17 protein-coding genes and 2 pseudogenes are annotated in these 19,373 nt (G+C 39.3%); 6 read left to right on the forward strand and 13 right to left on the reverse strand.

Annotated elements, in window-relative coordinates; translation table 11 throughout:
• The first annotated feature begins 505 nt into the window (after positions 1-505).
• Positions 506-2,722 carry a catalase/peroxidase HPI gene (gene katG, locus RCG24_RS11390; protein WP_308076991.1) on the forward strand — a complete coding sequence of 739 codons (2,217 nt, stop codon included), beginning with the start codon at positions 506-508 and terminating at the stop codon, positions 2,720-2,722.
• 156 nt (positions 2,723-2,878) lie between these two features.
• On the opposite strand, the gene RCG24_RS21285 is transcribed toward katG, so the two are convergent.
• Positions 2,879-2,962 carry a hypothetical protein gene (locus RCG24_RS21285; protein WP_374049156.1) on the reverse strand — a complete coding sequence of 28 codons (84 nt, stop codon included), beginning with the start codon at positions 2,960-2,962 and terminating at the stop codon, positions 2,879-2,881.
• Between the two features lie 25 nt (positions 2,963-2,987).
• Positions 2,988-3,615, reverse strand: a pseudogene (locus RCG24_RS11400) (DEAD/DEAH box helicase); the annotation flags it as partial.
• A 112-nt stretch (positions 3,616-3,727) separates the two neighbouring features.
• Here RCG24_RS11400 and RCG24_RS11405 point away from each other — a divergent pair.
• Positions 3,728-4,255 carry a hypothetical protein gene (locus RCG24_RS11405; RefSeq protein ID WP_308076992.1) on the forward strand — a complete coding sequence of 176 codons (528 nt, stop codon included), beginning with the start codon at positions 3,728-3,730 and terminating at the stop codon, positions 4,253-4,255.
• Between the two features lie 182 nt (positions 4,256-4,437).
• On the opposite strand, the gene RCG24_RS11410 is transcribed toward RCG24_RS11405, so the two are convergent.
• The 3 genes from RCG24_RS11410 to RCG24_RS11420 form a co-directional block, all read right to left on the reverse strand.
• Positions 4,438-5,469 (reverse strand): NAD(P)H-dependent amine dehydrogenase family protein, encoded by a 1,032-nt coding sequence (locus RCG24_RS11410; RefSeq protein WP_308076993.1) that lies wholly within the window; start codon positions 5,467-5,469, stop codon positions 4,438-4,440.
• A 238-nt stretch (positions 5,470-5,707) separates the two neighbouring features.
• Positions 5,708-6,907, reverse strand: a complete 1,200-nt coding sequence (locus RCG24_RS11415; protein WP_308076994.1) for an MFS transporter — start codon at positions 6,905-6,907, stop codon at positions 5,708-5,710.
• Positions 6,904-7,428 (reverse strand): MarR family winged helix-turn-helix transcriptional regulator, encoded by a 525-nt coding sequence (locus RCG24_RS11420; protein ID WP_308076995.1) that lies wholly within the window; start codon positions 7,426-7,428, stop codon positions 6,904-6,906. The genes RCG24_RS11415 and RCG24_RS11420 overlap by 4 nt, the downstream gene beginning before the upstream one ends.
• A gap of 106 nt (positions 7,429-7,534) precedes the next feature.
• On the opposite strand from RCG24_RS11420, the gene RCG24_RS11425 reads away from it, so the two are divergent.
• Positions 7,535-7,792 carry a hypothetical protein gene (locus RCG24_RS11425; protein WP_235888151.1) on the forward strand — a complete coding sequence of 86 codons (258 nt, stop codon included), beginning with the start codon at positions 7,535-7,537 and terminating at the stop codon, positions 7,790-7,792.
• Positions 7,793-7,903: 111 nt separating this feature from the next.
• On the opposite strand, the gene RCG24_RS11430 is transcribed toward RCG24_RS11425, so the two are convergent.
• The 5 genes from RCG24_RS11430 to RCG24_RS11450 all read right to left on the reverse strand — a co-directional run bounded on the left by RCG24_RS11430 (position 7,904) and on the right by RCG24_RS11450 (position 14,056).
• On the reverse strand, positions 7,904-8,068 hold the full coding sequence (locus RCG24_RS11430) for a hypothetical protein (RefSeq protein ID WP_308076996.1): 165 nt from the start codon (positions 8,066-8,068) through the stop codon (positions 7,904-7,906).
• 86 nt (positions 8,069-8,154) lie between these two features.
• A complete protein-coding gene (locus RCG24_RS11435; RefSeq protein ID WP_308076997.1) occupies positions 8,155-8,829 on the reverse strand; it encodes a response regulator transcription factor in 675 nt (224 codons plus the stop codon).
• Positions 8,830-8,853: 24 nt separating this feature from the next.
• Positions 8,854-10,227 (reverse strand): sensor histidine kinase, encoded by a 1,374-nt coding sequence (locus RCG24_RS11440; protein WP_308076998.1) that lies wholly within the window; start codon positions 10,225-10,227, stop codon positions 8,854-8,856.
• 587 nt (positions 10,228-10,814) lie between these two features.
• The gene (locus tag RCG24_RS11445; RefSeq protein ID WP_308076999.1) at positions 10,815-11,204 is read right to left on the reverse strand and encodes an MMPL family transporter; all 390 of its coding nucleotides are present in this window, start codon (positions 11,202-11,204) and stop codon (positions 10,815-10,817) included.
• A 395-nt stretch (positions 11,205-11,599) separates the two neighbouring features.
• A complete protein-coding gene (locus tag RCG24_RS11450; RefSeq protein WP_202654977.1) occupies positions 11,600-14,056 on the reverse strand; it encodes a CoA-disulfide reductase in 2,457 nt (818 codons plus the stop codon).
• Positions 14,057-14,285: 229 nt separating this feature from the next.
• Here RCG24_RS11450 and RCG24_RS11455 point away from each other — a divergent pair.
• A pseudogene (locus RCG24_RS11455) lies at positions 14,286-14,447 on the forward strand (SDR family oxidoreductase); the annotation flags it as partial.
• Positions 14,448-14,668: 221 nt separating this feature from the next.
• Here the strand turns inward: RCG24_RS11455 and RCG24_RS11460 are convergent.
• Both RCG24_RS11460 and RCG24_RS11465 read right to left on the reverse strand, forming a co-directional pair.
• On the reverse strand, positions 14,669-14,839 hold the full coding sequence (locus RCG24_RS11460; RefSeq protein ID WP_202654975.1) for a hypothetical protein: 171 nt from the start codon (positions 14,837-14,839) through the stop codon (positions 14,669-14,671).
• Positions 14,840-15,114: 275 nt separating this feature from the next.
• Positions 15,115-15,564 carry a GNAT family N-acetyltransferase gene (locus tag RCG24_RS11465; protein WP_202654974.1) on the reverse strand — a complete coding sequence of 150 codons (450 nt, stop codon included), beginning with the start codon at positions 15,562-15,564 and terminating at the stop codon, positions 15,115-15,117.
• 499 nt (positions 15,565-16,063) lie between these two features.
• On the opposite strand from RCG24_RS11465, the gene RCG24_RS11470 reads away from it, so the two are divergent.
• Complete coding sequence (locus tag RCG24_RS11470; protein ID WP_308077000.1) at positions 16,064-16,825, forward strand: GNAT family N-acetyltransferase; 762 nt, start codon at positions 16,064-16,066, stop codon at positions 16,823-16,825.
• Positions 16,826-17,173: 348 nt separating this feature from the next.
• Positions 17,174-18,277, forward strand: coding sequence for an NAD(P)/FAD-dependent oxidoreductase (locus RCG24_RS11475; protein WP_308077001.1), 1,104 nt, complete (start codon positions 17,174-17,176; stop codon positions 18,275-18,277).
• Between the two features lie 67 nt (positions 18,278-18,344).
• On the opposite strand, the gene RCG24_RS11480 is transcribed toward RCG24_RS11475, so the two are convergent.
• Positions 18,345-18,905: an MATE family efflux transporter gene (locus RCG24_RS11480; protein ID WP_308077002.1), complete on the reverse strand. Its 561-nt coding sequence runs from the start codon at positions 18,903-18,905 to the stop codon at positions 18,345-18,347.
• Between the last annotated feature and the right edge of the window lie 468 nt (positions 18,906-19,373).

Consider the following 19,373-nt stretch of genomic DNA (forward strand, 5'->3'; position numbering starts at 1 on the left):
TACTTTTCGGTAAATATAGATTTTTTTCTTGTTTTCTCCATTCGTGTTTCAAGCTTTAACACCTCGTTTAATAGTCGTATCCAACCTATTCCAATTTATTATAGAACATTACCATTCTTAAATTAAGTGTTTGTCATAATCATCAAAACTCCCTAATATGATAGTCCTGAATAATGATTTTCGAAGTTCTCATTTAGTTTTCTTTTTTCACTTAGAGAAACTTCCAATAAGAGCGAGATGTATTTTGTGGTGCTTCGCAGTTAGCAGCAGAATATCACATATCTCCACACATGAAACTTCACCATTTAACCGTATCAAAATAATGGAAAGGCCTCCCTGCTGCAATAATGTATGGATTCTCATTGAAATAGTACATAATTGTTCCATTTTATCTAAATGTATATTATAATAATTATAAAATAAAAATTATTATTGATTTTTATTTCTAAAAACAGCTACAGAATAATTATCTAATAAACTTGTAAACAAGGAGAGGAGAAAAAATATGGATACTAAAAACAATGGTAACATTGAAGGATGCCCGTTTCACGGCGGTGCTACCAGCTTCAAATCAAGTGGTACTACTAATCGAGACTGGTGGCCAAACGCATTAAATTTGAATATTCTCCGTCAGCATGACCGAAAATCCAACCCTATGGGAGAAGACTTTGATTATGCAGAGGAATTTAAAAAGCTGGACTACGAAGCTCTTAAGCAGGACTTACGCAATCTAATGACAGACAGTCAAGACTGGTGGCCTGCTGACTATGGACATTATGGTCCATTCTTTATCCGTATGTCCTGGCACGCTGCAGGTACCTACCGGATTGGTGATGGCCGTGGTGGCGGCGGAACCGGCAACCAACGCTTTGCCCCACTGAACAGCTGGCCAGACAACGTAAGCCTTGATAAAGCCCGACGCCTGCTTTGGCCGATTAAGCAAAAGTATGGAAACAAGATCTCTTGGGCCGACCTGCTTCTTTTAGCAGGTAATGTTGCGATTGAATCCATGGGTGGCAAGACCATCGGTTTTGGTGCAGGACGCTCAGACATTTGGCATCCTGAGGAAGACATCTATTGGGGTGCTGAAAAGGAATGGCTCGGTGATAATCGCTACACAGGCGATCGTGATCTTGAAAATCCCCTTGCTGCTGTTCAGATGGGGCTTATCTATGTGAACCCGGAAGGTCCAAACGGTAAACCAGATCCGATTAAAGCGGCTCACGACATTCGCGAAACCTTTGGACGCATGGGAATGAATGATGAAGAAACCGTTGCCCTTATTGCCGGCGGTCATACTTTCGGTAAGGCACACGGTGCAGGAGATGCCTCTCATGTTGGTCCAGAACCAGAAGCAGCTCCGATTGAAGCGCAAGGCTTAGGCTGGGCAAGCACATACGGTTCCGGAAAAGGCCGTGACACGATCACCAGCGGTCTTGAAGGGGCTTGGACTCCTAATCCAACGCAATGGGATAATGGTTATTTTGATATGTTGTTTGGATATGAATGGTGGCTTACCAAGAGTCCTGCTGGGGCGTGGCAGTGGCTTGCGGTTGATCCTGCTGAGGAACATTTAGCACCAGATGCAGAGGATCCATCTGTTAAAGTTCCAACAATGATGTTTACCACCGATCTGGCATTGCGTCATGATCCGGAATACGAAAAAATTGCCCGCCGTTTCCATCAAAATCCAGAAGAGTTTGCTGATGCATTTGCCCGTGCTTGGTTCAAACTTTTACACCGAGACATGGGGCCTAAAGCAAGATATTGGGGCCCGGAAGTTCCAGAAGAGGATTTTCTATGGCAAGATCCTGTTCCAGCTGGTAATTATGACTTAACAGATGCTGAAATAGCCGAGATTAAGGAAAAGATTTTAGACTCAGGACTTACCGTCGGCAAACTGGTGACAACTGCCTGGGCTTCTGCCAGTACCTATCGCGGTTCGGACCATCGCGGCGGTGCGAATGGTGCCCGCATCCGTCTTGCTCCACAGAAGAATTGGGAAGTAAACCAGCCAGAACAACTCACGCAGGTGCTTCAGGTACTGGAAAACATTCAAAAGGAACTGGACTATACCATCAGCATGGCCGATTTGATTGTACTGGGCGGCAGTGCTGCCATTGAAAAAGCGGCACGAGATGCTGGCTTTGATGTAACGGTTCCTTTTGCTCCGGGGCGCGGTGACGCAACACAAGAGCAAACAGATATCGAAAACTTTGAGGTGCTGGAGCCTGTCGCTGATGGTTTCCGCAACTATCAAAAGAAGCAGTATAGTGTAAGCCCAGAAGAGCTTCTGGTAGATAAGGCTCAGCTGTTAAACCTTACCGCACCGGAAATGACTGTACTTATTGGCGGGATGCGCGTTCTCGGTACAAACTATGGAGGTACCGGCCACGGCGTTTTCACCGACCGAGTTGGTACACTGACGAACGACTTCTTTGTGAACCTGCTTGACATGGGAGTGGAGTGGAAACCTGTAGATGGCGGCATATATGAAGGACGTGATCGCAAGACGGGCAAATTAGTGCGTACAGCAACCAGAGTGGACCTGGTGTTCGGTTCTAACTCCATTCTGCGTGCTATTGCCGAAGTGTATGCTCAAGATGATAATAAAGAAAAGTTTGTCCGCGACTTTATCGCAGCCTGGGTCAAGGTCATGAATGCCGATCGTTTCGACCTTAAAGCGATGAACCTTAAGAAAGGGCAACTAACAGGCAGATAAGTATTAAGACATACTAGCTTCACTATCATGATAGCTCACAAACAACCGAACTAAAAAGGGAATCATCATTAGGAAAAACCGCTGTCGACTAACCGATAGCGGTTTTCTTTTGGAAGACCAACAATAGATCCCGCTCTAATAAACCAAACACTTGCATCATTCCTTTAACAGTTTTTGATATATCGCTTTTAAAGCTGGATAATAAAGCTCTTTGATATCTTGTATCAGCTTTTTCGCCACCGTTTCATCATATGTGTGAGAAGTTAAAATAGATTTTTTGCGTTTCTTTTTCAATAAACTTGATTAAGTTCCTTAACGCTTCACGGACATCATCCAGTTCAAAGATATCGGCACTTTCCCAAAATTCCTCCCTAACACTTTGTCAATCACCGGTTTTTGCTCCAATACCTGCGGAATCGTCCCTAGTTTGGAAAGGGCTTCTGCTGTTTGGATGACACTGCGAATCGGCTTGGTAGCATTTTTTGTTTGTAGTGTGGCTAATTCAATCGTATACATGACTAAATCAAACCGCTTGGCGAGTCCATCATCGTTCAGCGGTACTATAATCGGTGAGATATGATCCTTAATTTCATTTGTATTAAGCATAGATAATGTGCTCCAATTGTTCCGATTTTTGAATTTCTCAACAAACTGCAGATGCTGTCTCACCCTGAAATTCTCGTTATCAAGAGCTAAAATATCTCTTGTGACTTCATTTACCAGTTCATTGTGATGAGCTATATATTCTTCCGTTTGATAATTAAGGCCTTGTAACTCGCGAATGATATCCACTTTGGCATTGAAGAGTTTTTCCGTAAGACTTTTCCCAACTTGTCCATCCCTTTCGGATTTTCACCGAAGAACTTGAAGTTTCCGCAATAATCTAGGAACAGAATGACATAATGGAGATCGAAAAGAATTTTAATAAAACTCTAAGAGAGCTCTCATTATTTTCTAATTTTCCATTATTATAATGAATTTGAAAATAGCGAAGGAGGTTTTAAGATGAGAAATAAGTTAGTTCGAACGATGATCGGCACAACACTTGTTGCTTTAGTTGGATTTGGCGGCTTTGCATCTGCAATGGAATTGAAGGAGGAGAAAGGTTTTAACGGTAGCTATACTCAATTCAATTATCATGAAGTGGAAGGAAAAGTAAAGTCGTTAAGTAAAAATAAAATGGTTGTTTCGTTTCCATTTGGGGGCAGCAGAACCTATAAAATTACAAAAAATACAAGAATCGAAGACTATGGCCTAAAATTGAAAAGAGGTGTGTTAGTTGAAGTTGAAGCCAATGGGAAAACCGCACAGAGCATTGATACGGAACGGACTATCGATAGCCATGGAATCATCGTTTCCGACAGCAAGAAGCAAATGAAGATAAAATATAGAGGAATAACCAAATCATTTACAAAGGCTGCCCATTATTATTTAGATCGGGATGGGTATCGTGGAAGTTTAAAAGGAGTACCGGTTGAAATTAAACTTGATAGAAACTTCAAACTGTTATCTGCTGAGATTGATGACGATTAAAATAATGATGATTTTAATTAAATAATTGAATATTAGTTACTTAAATAGTGGTGTGAAATTTTATGCTTTCCTATTTGCTAAAAAAACTTTTTTCCCGTTTTGCCTGAACGAATCCACTCTTTGCTGTAGAAAAGACCGAATTCTGCTCGAATTCGGCCTTTTTTTCATATAAATTCCGGGAGCTAGACAAACAGCTGAATCGGATAGGGCAAATACTCAACAGCATCTAATTTTTCCACGGTGATGTATCCGGCTGGTGCTTTTAATATAGTAGGAATCCGGTTGACCACTGTCGCACACGTATGTTCTACCGTCGCCGGCTTCTGTACATAAAAGGTGGTGTCAGGTTCCCCGGTTATTTTCCAATCACACATATCGCCGTCGTCCGGTCCATACACTTTACCGATGCACTGTGTTTCAATAATCGGTCCCTGGAAGGTCTCGGTTGTCACGACCGCACTCATCCCAATGCAATGTCCTTTTGGAATCACCCGGCCCAAAGTTGCCGAATACAGGTCTTGGTCATAAAAATATGGAACACATTTCTGTGTCTGTGACTTGATCGTCCAGCCCATTTTTGCACACAGTGCCTCGTTCGAGTTCCACACATAGCTTGGTTCCAGCGTTTCTGGATGAGCGATTTTTTCCTCAAATTCCTCCGGTGTCATCCCGGCGCCATGGGCCTCTGCAAGCGCAAGTCCATAATCCTCGACATTGTAGCTGACAGCGCCTTCAATCTTGTCAATGCGATGGACACCGCCAGCAATGCAGCCAATCATATTAATCCAAAAAATGTCCTGCATCCCGGAACCAACAATCGTACAATTATGTTCTTTCGCGAGTTTATCCAGCTTGTTCGTAATCGTAGAAGCGGTAGTCCACGGATAGATCGCCTCTTCACAGGTTGTTACCACATTGATACCGCGCATCACGCATTTTTCAAAATGAGGATAGACATCATTCATGAAGCTAAACAGCGTCAATACCGCAATATTGGCATCACATTCATCCAACACGGCATCGGCATCATTGCGAATCGGGACGCCGAGCTTCACGCCAAGTTCCGCCCAATCGCCAACATCCATACCGACCACATCCGGGTTGATATCAATCGCCCCGACAATCTCCGCACCTTTTTCATACAAATAGCGCAGAATATACTTCGACATTTTCCCACAGCCATACTGTACTACACGGATCTTCTCATGATACAAGATGGATAACCTCTTTTCTATTATATTTTCGGGAACAGGAGAACCTATTTTTTGCTGATGATAGATGTCTCGTTACCGGAGAAAAATCTGGTAAATCAATAGGAGAACCCATTCCACTAGCTCAAGTATATAATGGATGAGATTACCGCGCATGGTGGATATTAGTAGATTATGTGAACTTTAGAACCTTTCTAGTCCAAAAAATGGATGAAGTTAACCAATGATTACGCCAGCCTGCTTAGCTAGGCTGGACCATTTGCTGTATTTTATTGCCAGCTTTTCTGCCATGTAACAAATAATAGAAGAACAGGCAGGCAAAAAGTACAATCGCCATCGTCATATATAGACCGCGATACCCAAGTAACAGAACAATAAACCCAAGGATTGATGGGCCAATCCCCATCCCGCCGTCAAAAAAGATAAACCAAGTTGAGGTTGCCAGTCCCATTCGTTCCTTCGGAGAGACTTTAATAGAAATCGCCTGACCGCTGGAGGTGAGTGTTCCGTATCCAAGACCTACAAAAGCACCTGCTAATAAAAGAGTAAATCCGTGCTGCGCCTGGCTTAGGACAAACAAAGCAAGAGCGAATACGAAGAACGACGGATACATCACAAAATTTTCCCCTCTTACATCAAACCAACGGCCTGTAAAGGGCCTTGATACCAGTACAAGTACAGCATACACAATAAAAAAGAAACTGCCGACGCCAACTAAATCAATTTCGTTTGTATAGGAGCTTAGAAAGGTAAGAATGCTTGAATAGCCCAGCCCAATAAATGCCCCCATGATGGAAATCGGAATGGCCTTTACCTCAAAGAAATGATCAAGCGAAAATCCCTTCATTTCCTCCAACTGCTCTTTGGTAAATTGGATGGTTGGAACGTTTAGAAAGAATATCGCGATCAAGCTGAACGCCAGCAGCAGGATACATAAAACGAAGTTAATCGAAACCCCCGTATACTGCGAAAGAAACATAGCTAAAAAAGGGCCAATCGCCGCAGCCAGTACGACACTTAAGGCATAATAACCGGTGCCTTCCCCCCGCCTTTCATTTGGAATGATTTTCGCAGCAATTGTTCCGGTTGCGGTAGAAGCAATTCCCATTGCGGCCCCGTTTAAAAAGCGGTTGATTAAAAGAGTTGTCATGTTATTTACGAAGAAATACAAACCTGTTGTGATTAGGAAAAATATAAAGCCGATATACAAAGTCTTCTTCCAACCTGTCTTGTCAATTGACCTGCCTGTAAAGAGACGTCCGATTAGCATCCCAATAACAAAAATCCCCGAAGCGAGACCGGCCGCACTCGGTGTGGCATGGAATTTCTCCGATGCAAAGTTGGTGATCGTTACCATTAATAAATAAAATGTAAAGTAAAGAAAAAAGTTAGCCGTTGATACAATGAAGAAATCTTTTGTCCACAATTTTGGTTTTGTCATTCATTCTCTGCCCCTTTGTTCAAAATATTTTGTTGTATTTTTGGAAGGATTTGAAACAAGGTATTTTTTTCATTGTCTGGAATACCTTTCATTACCTCATTCTCTAACTGATTGATTTTCCGACGGCATACTTTGTATACCTCCCTACCCTTATCTGTCAACTGAATCATTCTTTCACGGCCGTCCTTGCTTGATACTCCTTCAATAAGCATTTGTTCTTTCAAACGATGGACTCTTCTAGTGATCGACGGCTTTTCGACATGATAATAGTCGGCGATCTCTACCAGCGTTGATGGTCCCATTTTTTGCACGTAAAAAAGAACCTCCCATAATGAAAAAGAAAGCCCGTGTTCAGCCAGTATTTCATTTAGTCTACTTATAATGGACCGATATAATCGTATATAACGTTGAAAAAAATATTGCAACTTTTGCCCCCCTAAAAACAAAATAGTTACCCTAGGTAACCATATATGAGTTTTACTATACTTCCATTTTTTAAATTGGTCAAGATTTAGACACAATTTCCCTAATCACGAAAATAATATCATTTCCCATCATGAAAAATTCATTATTTCTGCGAATTTTAGCTATATGATGAAGGTAACGAAAGAAAGGGGGTGTTAAATCATGAAAAAACTTGCTGTTGGCATCTTAAGTGGAGCTTTAATTCTTGGAGCTGGTACAGCTGTATTTGCAGCTGGTAACAGCAATTCGGGTGATGGCTTTAGTTTTGAAAAAATGCTGCCTTTCATGCAAAAAATGCATCCAAATTCTTCAAAAGAGGATTTACAAAAAATGTACAAAGCCTGCCATGGAGATGGAGGCATGATGAATGGAATATACAAAAATAATACGGAAACCAAAAGCATGATGAATAACTTATAGAAATTACGAAATATAAAATTTAAAGGTCGATTAAAAAAAGTTCAAAAAAGCTGAGTGAAATTCCTCAGCTTTTTTGAATCCGAAAATTAATTAGCAGTTTATACATTCCCCTCATTTCTTATCTTTATTCCTGTTCATGATCCTCCAAATAATCAAGATTAACGTTAAGAAAAGAAAGCAAATGATCATCATCTGTGAAAACCAAAAGAACATGTGATGCAGCATCATATGTTTCCCCATCATCATCCCCATTGGGGTCGGAGGAAACCAAGTCATTTTAATAACAAATATCAAGGATAAAATCCCTAGAATAATAATCAAAATTAAAAATATGGTGGACAGTAATTTATTCATTTTCTCACCTATTCAACTTTATATCCAATTCCCCAAACTGTTTTAATGGGTTGCTCATTGACCCCTGCTGCTTTTAATTTATCCCGGAGATTTTTAATGTGAGAATCAACCGTTCGATCTTCCCCGGTAAACTCTATCCCCCAAACTAACTCAACCAATTGCTCTCTAGATAAGACAATTCCCCTATGTTCTAAAAGAATTCTTAGTAGATCAAACTCTGTTTGTGTAAGGCTAATTTTTTTATCATGAAAAATTACATCTCGAGCATTTAAATCTACTATGATACCTTTATATTTTAACAAGTGTTCCTTTTCCGCACTTAGATGGGTCCTGCGAAGCAATGCATGAACCCTTGCTATCAATTCCTCAGCATCAAATGGCTTGACTAAATAATCATCTGCACCCTTTGATAATCCGGCAACCTTATCTTTTACTGTCCCCTTTGCCGTTAGCATCATCACCGGTAAATCTGACACCTTTCGAATTTGTTCAAGTGTCTGCCAGCCATCAAGCAGTGGCATCATGATATCAAGGATCATTAACTGATACTCGTGTTTCACAATTTTTTCATAAGCTTCCTTCCCGTTCTCTGCTTCTTCTACAACAAAACCTTCCTGCTGTAAATAAAGCCGCAAAAGCTGTCTCATTTCAAACTCATCATCGACTACCAAAATTTTTATCATTACTTTTTCTTCTCCTTATAACATTTAGATTTTTAATGTTATAGTAAAAGTTGATCCTTTGTTTTCTTGACTATCAACCGTTATTTCTCCCTCATGGGCCTCTACAATCTGTTTTACAACATATAGGCCCAGCCCGGTTCCTCCTGTTTGCCGGGCACGAGATTGTTCAACACGATAAAAACGGTCAAATATTTTCGTTAAATCTGACTTTGGAATCCCGATTCCAGTATCTTTTACTTTTATTTTTACAAAACCTTTTTCTACATAAGCGAGAATCGAAATTTCCCCTTGCTGGGTGTATTTCAGTGCATTTTCAACAAGGTTATAGAAGACTTGCTCGATTCTTTTAGGGTCAACACTAATTAACGGGATTTCTTGTAAGTTAGAGGTAATCTTTAACCCCTTTTTCAATATTTCTGGCTGGAGATTTGTTATTACTTTTTCAATAATCTGATTGATATTGGAATACTCGCGATCTAAAACAAATTCATTTACCTGCAATTTACTCATTTCAAATAAATCATTTACCAAAAACGATATACGTTTTGCTTCATTATTGATAATTTGTAAATACTGCTTCTGTTCTTCACTGCTTTTATACATCCCCTTCATTAAAATATCGCTATACCCTTTAATATAGGTTAGAGGGGTGCGAAGCTCATGGGAAACAGCTGCAAGGAAATCATTCCTGCTGTCCTCGAAGTATTGGAGCTGTTCCCCCAGTGACTGAATCGATTTTCCCAGTTGGGCAATTTCATCATCACCTTTGACAGGAATTTTTTGTTGATACCTTCCAAGTGACATTTTATTTGTTGCATCCTTCATCAATAAAAGCGGCTTTGTCAGCCTTCTTGATAAAATTCCAATAAAACCAAAGGCAAGCAATATGACTCCTACGCTGGCCATTAATATTAATAGGTTTAATACCACCACGATTTCACGTATTATGTAGGCCGGATAGTACATATATACGTAGCCTTCATTTTTCCCAATTGGAGATACGGAAATGATATAATCATGGTTTTTCCAATCACTTTCTACTATCAGTCCTTTTTTTAGGACCTGTCCTTTAGATAATAAGTGATTTTTCATATCTTCATCCAGGGGAACCGAAGAACCGATGACACTTTGATTAGGATTAGTAATTACAACCTTGGTTGTGGCTCCTTTTTCCATTCTGATTACATGAGCAATTGTTTCTTTATTCAATTGTCCTTCCAACACCTTGGCATGATTATAACCTCTTACCAGCAAATCCTGCTTAACATAATCACTGAACATATTAATAAAAACCCCGTATAATATCGAGCCAAGAATGAAAAGTAATAAAACAAATATTCCGCTGAAAAGTAATCCCAGTTTTGTTGATATGCTCGTTATTTTTTTAAATTTTTTCATTAAATTGCCCCTTGGTTTGCAATAAAAGTATTCATGTATTTCATCGTAAAATAATAATATCGAGAAATGATGAAGAAATCTATTTAAGCCGTCAATCCTCCCTTAAACTTTACATGTAAAATTACCCGGTATGCGAAAAGTGATTTGCTCCCCACTAACCAAGAGTAAATATAGTACATCAATAATGGGAAAGTTTTAACAAAATCCTTGAATAACAGCTGACTATTTAAGTAAGCTTTTTCTAAAAGATTTGTGTGTTTTTTTGATTCGCTAATAAAATCCTTTAAACCGCTAATAAATGAATCGAATTCGCTAATAAAATCGATAAATTAGCTAATAAAACTGTTGCCCTGAGACAGGTAGCTTTTTTGTATTTTAATAGTAAGTCAAATCGATTCTAAAATGATCGGCTATAGATAATTTATAAACTATTCAGCATTTTCAAACTTCCCTCTTCATTTCTCCGCTACCTCCGACCTGTGGCTGGTTGGTCCAGTGAATCCTCTAATACCAAAGAAAAAGCCGACATTTCATTTTTAAAAATGTGAGTCGGCTTTTTCACGAGATTCTCTCAATAATAACCTTTTTTATATCGCTTTTTCCTCAAAATTTATGTCTTCTTCCTTTTTTCGAGAAAATAAATTCACCAAGGTACCTGGAAGAGCCACCATCGCTGGCAAAAAGATTGGCAGCAGTACAAAGCAAAGTACGATGAGCCCTGTAATAACAGCAATGGCCAATTCCGATAATAGCACCATTCCAGCAGGCATCAATGTGGCAAAGGTGCCTCCAAGGATGATAACGGCAGCAATGATCACACTGCCAATATGTCTTGAAGCCTGCACAATCGCCTCTTTTGGCGACATATGCGGGTATTCCTTATCCTGGATCGTGATGGAAGAGAAACGTTTCGTTTGCAGAACATGTATAAAGCTCTGGATAATTTGCCGGCGTGTCCGCTCAGTCGTATAGTTCATAGTACATATCTCTCCTTTAATCCGAAACAACCATGATTCCCCTTAACAATAGTAGCTCTTTAGTACAAATGCAATATTTAACAATGTAAAAAAGAGAGCAAACTGTTAACGGTTTACTCTCCTTCTTACTAAATCAACTAAAAAGTTTATAAATTAGGTAAATGACTCCTGCCAGGAGCCACACAAATGTCCCCGGTCATATGGGAATCAGCTGTTTAGCTGGTTCCTCTTCTTTCCCAGGCATTTTGGGGCGGCTAATTCCTCAAGAACCGGTTGTCTGACAAGTATTTTGAACTTTTTTATTTTCTTTCATTTCAATTCACCCCTTTAAACTAGGACTACCATACAATTCTTTTGGACGTTTTTTCTCTGCGTACCATGTTCCAACGCTCAGTCTAGATAAACAGGTTAAGGCCGGATTGTTCAGCGTCACCAAGGAAAGTGGCCACTCCGCCAATCTCGACACCATCAATTAATTCTTCTTTTTTAATTCCCATGATATCCATCGACATGGAGCACGCTACTAGTTTTACTCCAGCATCAAGGGCATTTTTCATTAAAGTTTGTAGATTATCGACATTTTTCTTTTCCATTACATGGTTGATCATTTTTGCCCCCATTCCACCCATATTCATCTTGGACAGCGGCAATTTTTCAACACCTTTAGGCATCATCATGCCAAACATTTTTTCCATAAAATCTTTTTCGACTGGTGGTGCATCTGTTCTCCGCAATACATTGAGCCCCCAGAACGTGAAAAACATCGTTACTTTTTTACCCATCGCCGCAGCACCTGAGGCAATAATAAACGAAGCGATCGTTTTATCCAGGTCCCCGCTAAATACCACAAGCGTAGCTCCGTCTTTCTCCGGTAAGGCAGAAGTTTCTTTTGATGCAGCAGCTTCATTTTGGATTCCTTTTTGAATCAAGGCCTTAAATTTCCTATCTTCAAAACTAGTTTTTATTAAGGTATTTCCCGTTTTATTAGCCCATGCTTTAATATCCTTGGTAAATCCCGGATCAGTTGCATGAACTTCCAAAATGTCGCCTGAATTCATTTTATCCATGGTTTGATAGACTTTCATGATTGGGCCGGGACATTGTAATCCGCAGGCATCAACCAAAATGGTCTGTTTAGGAACGGATTGTTTTGCTTCGATTACCCCTGAATCGCTTATAGAAAACCCAGAGTTGTCATCTGTATTGGATTCGTAAACATAGGAATATGTTTTTATTCCACCATCCAAATTTTTCACCTTAAACCCATGTTGCATTAAAACTCGCGCTCCTAGATAACCTCTCAGACCTACCTGACAGGTTAAGTAAATCGTTTGATCTTTTGGCAATTCAGCCAGATGGTTCCGCAATTGTCCAAGTGGAATATTGACGGACCCTTCAATATAACCCACTTCTCTTTCCATCGGTTCGCGAACATCGATTAATAATCCGCCATTGTTGATAATTTCATTGATCTCGTACCATTGAACCGTTTCGACTAAGCCCGCCGCCACATTCGTTGCCGTGTAGCCAGCCAGATTCACCGGATCTTTAGCCGAAGAATAAGGAGGTGCATAGGCTAATTCCAAGTCCGGCAAGTCAAAGATCGTCAATCCGCCTTTGATGGCTGTCGCAATCACGTCAATGCGTTTATCAGCACCATCATAGGAAACAGCCTGAGCCCCATAAATTTTCCCGGTTTCCTTTTCGAAAATTAATTTCAGGGAAAGCGGAAAAGAGCCTGGGTAATAACCCGCATGTGAGCCAGGATGGACGTGAATGACCTCATATGGCATTCCAAGCCGTTTTAATGTTTTTTCATTATTACCGGTTGCTGCTACAGTCATATCAAAAACTTTTGCAATCGACGTTCCTAATGTTCCGTTATATTTAGCCTGGATTCCATTTATATGGTCGGCAACGATTCTCCCCTGACGATTAGCTGGCCAGGCAAGCGGGATTTGCGTTGGCTGGCCGTTGATATAATCTTTTACCTCAATCGCATCGCCAATCGCATAAATATCGGGATCTTCCGTTTGCAAATATTCGTTTACTTGTATGCCTCCCCATGCCCCAACCTTAAGACCGGCACTAAGAGCTAATTGATTTTCTGGTTTGACCCCGATGGCTAAAATAATCATATCGGTTTCAATTTGCTTGCCGCTCTTTAATCTTACAATCTTTCCGTTTTCTTTAAACGCTGCTACCCCGTCCTCCAGGATTAGCTTTACTCCTTTTTCACGAAGATGTGAGTGTAAAATCGCAGCCATTTCATAGTCAATCGGTGCCATGATCTGGTTGGACATTTCAACAATGGTTACCTGAATTCCTAAATCGCAAAGATTTTCGGCCATTTCAATGCCAATAAAGCCCCCGCCGATGACTGTTGCTTTCTTTGGTTTCTTGGAATCAACGAATGATTTAATTTTATCGGTATCAGGAATATTTCTTAATGTAAATAGGGATTCTGCCGCTTCAATCCCCGGGATGGGCGGTTTAATAGGACTAGCTCCAGGCGATAACACCAGTTTATCGTATGCTTCCTCATAAATCTGACCCGTCCTTAAATTTTTTGCTTCAATCGTCTTTTTCTCGCGATTAATTTTTGTCACTTCAGTTAGATTTCGGATATCTAAATGAAACTTTTCAGACATTTCTTCCACCGTTTGAACCAAAAGCTGATCACGTTCAGATATAGTCCCACCGATATAATAAGGCAAACCGCAGTTTGCAAATGAAATATATTCGCCTCTTTCAAAGAGGATAATTTCAGCATGTTCATCCAATCTTCTCAGTCGGGCCGCAGTAGTAGCTCCTCCTGCAACTCCGCCAACAATGATGATCTTTTTTCCCATATGTTTTCCCTCCTAGTTGCTTATATGCGCATTATATCACAAAATACAATTACGGGTATAGGTATATTGTAACAACAAAAAAACAGCAACAAAAGAATAATTGAAGTTGAAGGATGATGAATTGGTTTATCCTACCCTTCACGAAAGTATTGTTCTTGAAATCCGTCAAGATATTGGGCTAAGGAGATTTCACTATTATGGAAATCAATACGGATTACTTCATCGATAAAAATTCGGCGCGAGCCGTCTACAGGCTGTGCAATCTGTTATGCCAAGAGTAGGAGAATCGGAAGAAATTGCCCAAGTGGCCCTCTTTTTAGCTTCCGATGAATCCAGCTTTGTCAATGGTACAGTATTAGTAGCAGACGCTGGCTGGACTTCTGCATTTTAGAGGTCAGATATCGGCAGTCTTTCAATTATATCTGCAATTTTTCTATTATTCTGCAATTTCAGGCCGGATATCTGTAATTTTTCTATCTGAAAAGAGGTGCCTGGCCCCCAGTGCATTAAAGTTTTCCCACATCGGAGGTTAAGGCACCTATACATTTCATCTCAAATATGTTTTTTTAAATTAAGCCTCCATATGAAACGGCTGCACCCACTGTCCGTGAACTACCCGGCGCTGCCTTTGTTATTTTTCAGTTCCTCCAATAAGGATATAATCTTTTTATTTTGATCAACTTGAATTTCGCTGTTTATTTTGATTAGGCGAATCCATCTTAAGACAAATGCAAATAGAATTAACGGTAAAAGAGCGATTAATCCAGGAATAAAATTATTCATTACTATTTCCCCCAACTTTTTGGTATATTTACCTGTTGTATTACTCTTACCATAGTTTCGGCATTAGGGAATGGAACATAACATATTCGTTTTCCAAATGTTCGGTATTTTCCCCTAACACCTCTAGGTTATCAGAAGCTGTTCCCACTGTATGACATGTACCATTTCATCGGGGGTCAGGTACCATATAAGTAGAATATCTCGTAGGAATAATCCTTTAAATAGATGGTAACAGTTTAACGCATAGATGCTTATTAAAACGACCACAGATCACCTTAAACATCTAACTCTAGCCATTCATCCGTTTCTTTAAAGCCAAACTTCTTATAAACAGGTCTGCCCATTTTTGAAGCACCAAGCCATATTTTTGTAATCCCGGCATTTTTTGCTTCTTCTACTAATTTAGATAACAAACTGGTTGCAATACCTTGACCCCGGTAGCTTTTTTTCGTATACATATTCGTTATATAAGCCTTTTTCCCGCTTTTATTCGAATAGGAAGGTGGAAATTGATAAAAAATAACCGCCCCGCAAGCAATAACCTCTTCCTGATCTTCCACAAGCCATTGATGCAAAGACTGATCATTTAATTTATTTATAAAGAAACTATGTAGATCCGTATCAATATCGATATTGGGTTCGATCCCTTCATCAATCAGCTGCTTTTTTCTTAAATCAACCATTACATCAATATCATTAATAGTAGCTTTACGATAGTTAAGCATTTTACCACTCCTGCTTTTAGTCTCTCACTGAAATAATATCTTTAATCTTTTAGCATGAAATTCAAGGTCAAATATCTCATATTGAATAGAACTCCCTTGATCACTAAAGCTCCCATGTTTTATTAAAGATATTCAATTTCATTAAAATCAACGCTGTATAACATACATTTTGCTGAATGTAATCCGGTGGGTAGTTCACAAGATTTGATTTATATTATTCTATCATTCTCCCCATCATATATTAACATAAAAGCCGACAGAAAATTCTTAAGACCTTCTCTTTTAAATTACAAAAATTAAATTAGCAATACAAATAAGGTACGAAATCGTAACGTTTTCGCACCTTATTTTTTATTGATTTATCAATGTTTTTAGCAATTTAGCACCTAAAATAACCACTTAAATAGCAACCTAATTTTTAAATGAGGAATAAGCTTCCCTTTTTGGTAAAATAGGTGTGAATTGGGATGCTAAAATATCAAATATGGAGGTGGAAGAAATGGGATTTGTTCAAATTACAAACAGTAATATAGAAACCGAACACATATGCTGTGCATTGGGGGCAAAACAATATGAAAATGCAGTAAGCGAGAAGAAGCAATGGCTTTCAGAACGAATGGATGAAGGATTAGTTTTTTATCGCTTGGATGAACGTGCAAAAGTATTTGTTGAATACTTACCTGCCGAAATGGCATGGATTCCTATTCAAGCATCGAATTATATGTATATTAACTGTTTGTGGGTTTCAGGAAGATACAAAAATAATGGGTATGCCAAGCAATTGTTAAATTATTGTAAAGAGGATGCAATCAATCGTGGTATGGATGGGATTGTACATATTGTAGGCAAGAAAAATTATCCATATTTAAGTGATAAACGTTTCTTTGAACATATGGGGTTTGAGTTAGTAGACCAAGCAGAACCGTATTTTGAATTAGTGGCATTGTCATGGAATAAACAAGCAATTGCACCATCTTTTAAAAAACAGGTAAAAACTTTTTCTTATGATGAAGGCATAACTATTTATTACACTGTTCAGTGTCCATTTGCTGTTGGTATATTGGAAGAACTAAGAAAAATAGCAGAAAACAAGGGTGTCCCTTTTAAATCTTTTAGAATAACTACTAAAGAAGAAGCACAAAATTCACCAACAATTTGGACAACTTTTGGTTTGTTTTATAACGGAGAATTCATTACACACGAAATAATCAGTCCAAACAAATTTGATAAACTACTAGCAAAACTATTAGCATCTGAATAATGCTCTTAATTTGTTTCTGTTTTTAATGCTTAACTGAAAAAAGCATGAGCCATTCTATAGGTGAAATGACCCTGTTTTCTTATTTGCTAATGACAATGTTTTTTTTAAGTTTCGTAATTCAAAAGGGAACATCTTACAAAAACCACCCGGCCTTTTTTGATTAGAGGATTTCCGATATTTGTACTCTATGCCATGTACACCTTTATAATATTCCGGGTATATTTCTCCTCTACACTGTTCGCATGAAAATAGATAAAGAAACCAATTATTTTGAAAAACATGGATACATTTATTATTTCTCGCAAGGGAATCCTTCTACTATAAGAAGTATTTCGGAGATGATTTGATATGGAAATTGCGATTATGGGGGCTGGACTCTCCGGTTTAGCGTGTGCAATAACCCTTAAAAAAAACGGAATTACCCCAACAATATTTGAGAAAAGAAGCAAAGTAGGGGACAGATTTGTCAACGGCGAGGTCTTGCTGGATATCTTTTCCCGGCCCGTTCATGATTGCATTGCCTCCTTGTCAGATGAGTATGGAATATATCTCCAACCGACATCAAACATTCAAAGAATGGAACTTTTCTCTAAAAATGAACAGGCGATAATCGAGGGACATCTTGGGTTCACAAATGTCCGCGGCAGAGAACGGGATTCTTTTGAATCACAGTTAGAACGGCAAACGAAATCAACAATTCATTTCAACTCCCAGAAAACATATGAGCAATTACTTAGTGAATATACTCATGTGGTCATAGCAACTGGAGATGGAGCCTATGCAAAGGAGACCAGAAACTTTAGAGAAGATTTTTCCGTATCTATACAAGGTGCCACCGTTGAAGGCTCGTTTGACCGATATACAGTTATGGCCTGGGTCGATTACGACCTGTCTCCATACGGGTATTGCTTCCTAATTCCCTATTCAGAAAAAGAAGCATGCATTTCCCTTGCCATTCCAGACTTACCGAAAAACGCAGATCTCAATATCAGGGATCTCTGGAAGCTATTTTACCAAAAGGTTCGCTCTCAGCTAAAGCAGGAACTGCCCATCACTGATCAGTTTCAAATTACTCATTATCCTATTGGAATCTGTTTGAAACCACGAATAGGAAATACCTTTTACATAGGCAATTGCTTCGGAACGATGATGCCGTTTATGGGCTTTGGCCAGTATACTTCGATATTAAGCGGTGTTTATGCAGCCTATGATTTGTGTGGGATGGGAAATTACGAGGAATTAATGGCGCCGCTTCGCCAAAGCTATGAAGATTCTCTCGTACTAAGAAGAGCTATGGAGCAAATATCCAATGAAGGATTAGATCGCATAATACGATCACTTCATGGATACTGGGGTGAAAAATTGTTTCAGACAAAAACCATTAATCCATTAAAAGTAGCAAGTTATTTAATGCGCCCCTTTCTAAAAATGAAAAAAGGTGTGACTTCTTGATGGGTAACCCTGAGTCGGTTCCTCTCACAGCATTGGGCACTTGGCTATCTTTGGACTGGTTATTCCATTAATAAAATGTCAAGGTGACTAACAACTGGCCGGTAACTAAAAACGGATAGCCACAAATAAATATTTTAATGAAAGTAACGACACTAGCCGTAATATCCGGAGTCGCACCTAAAAGGTAAGCAATTCTTTCGGCGTTGAAAAACACTAAGGCGGCCAGTATTGTTACAGAAATGACACAGAACCAGAAACACTGGGCAAAGACTGCCTTTGCGCCCTCCGTATCGTTTTTCCCAAGCTTCATGGCGGCAACACTAGCAACCCCAATTCCGAAAAATCCCCCTAACGCCAGGTTTAACATTTCCAAAGGCATAATCACGCTGATCGTCGCAAGTCCAAGAGTTCCCAACCCATTTCCGATAATTACCCCTTCAAAAATAACCATTACGGCTTGTGCCAACATCCCTATTAAAGTCGCAATACTATACTTTGCATATAAACTTTTAATAGGTTTCGTTCCCAGTTCCCGATCTTGCGTCTCAATATGATTGGTATAGTTCTGGTTGTCATCCATATCATGTTGATGATCCTGGTTGTCATTAATTTGAAAGGCTTCGCTCATCTTAATCACCTCATTTGAATGTGGTAAGTCAGGTTTACCGATTTGATCCATTAGATAGATTAAGAGGAGTTAAAAGAACGATTCTTTTGCATACTGTTATTCCTCCTTTCTAAAGCAGCGGCCAACAACTTTTTCAAGCGTAAGATGGGTTATGGTTGGTCCTGGATTAAAAGTATCATCAGTTTTCCAAATTCAACACTAACCATTGGGTATATTTGAATATATCCGCCGGATATATTTTGGTTATATCCCTGAGGTGGTATATATACTGAGGTTGATTACAGCAAATATCTTCTTTCTGATCGCACTCTTTATTGCAGCAGGCAGCTAATATTAAGCAACCCATTTTAATTTACAAATCAGAGATGAATGATATCAAAGTCGGTGGAATCACCGCTGATCAAAAGAAAAAGTGCCTGTCGTTGCTCGAAACTCGTCGAGAAGATTTCGACAAATTTCGAAACATGA

The sequence above is a fragment of the Neobacillus sp. OS1-32 genome (assembly GCF_030915425.1).
Lineage (GTDB): Bacteria > Bacillota > Bacilli > Bacillales > Cytobacillaceae > Neobacillus > Neobacillus paridis.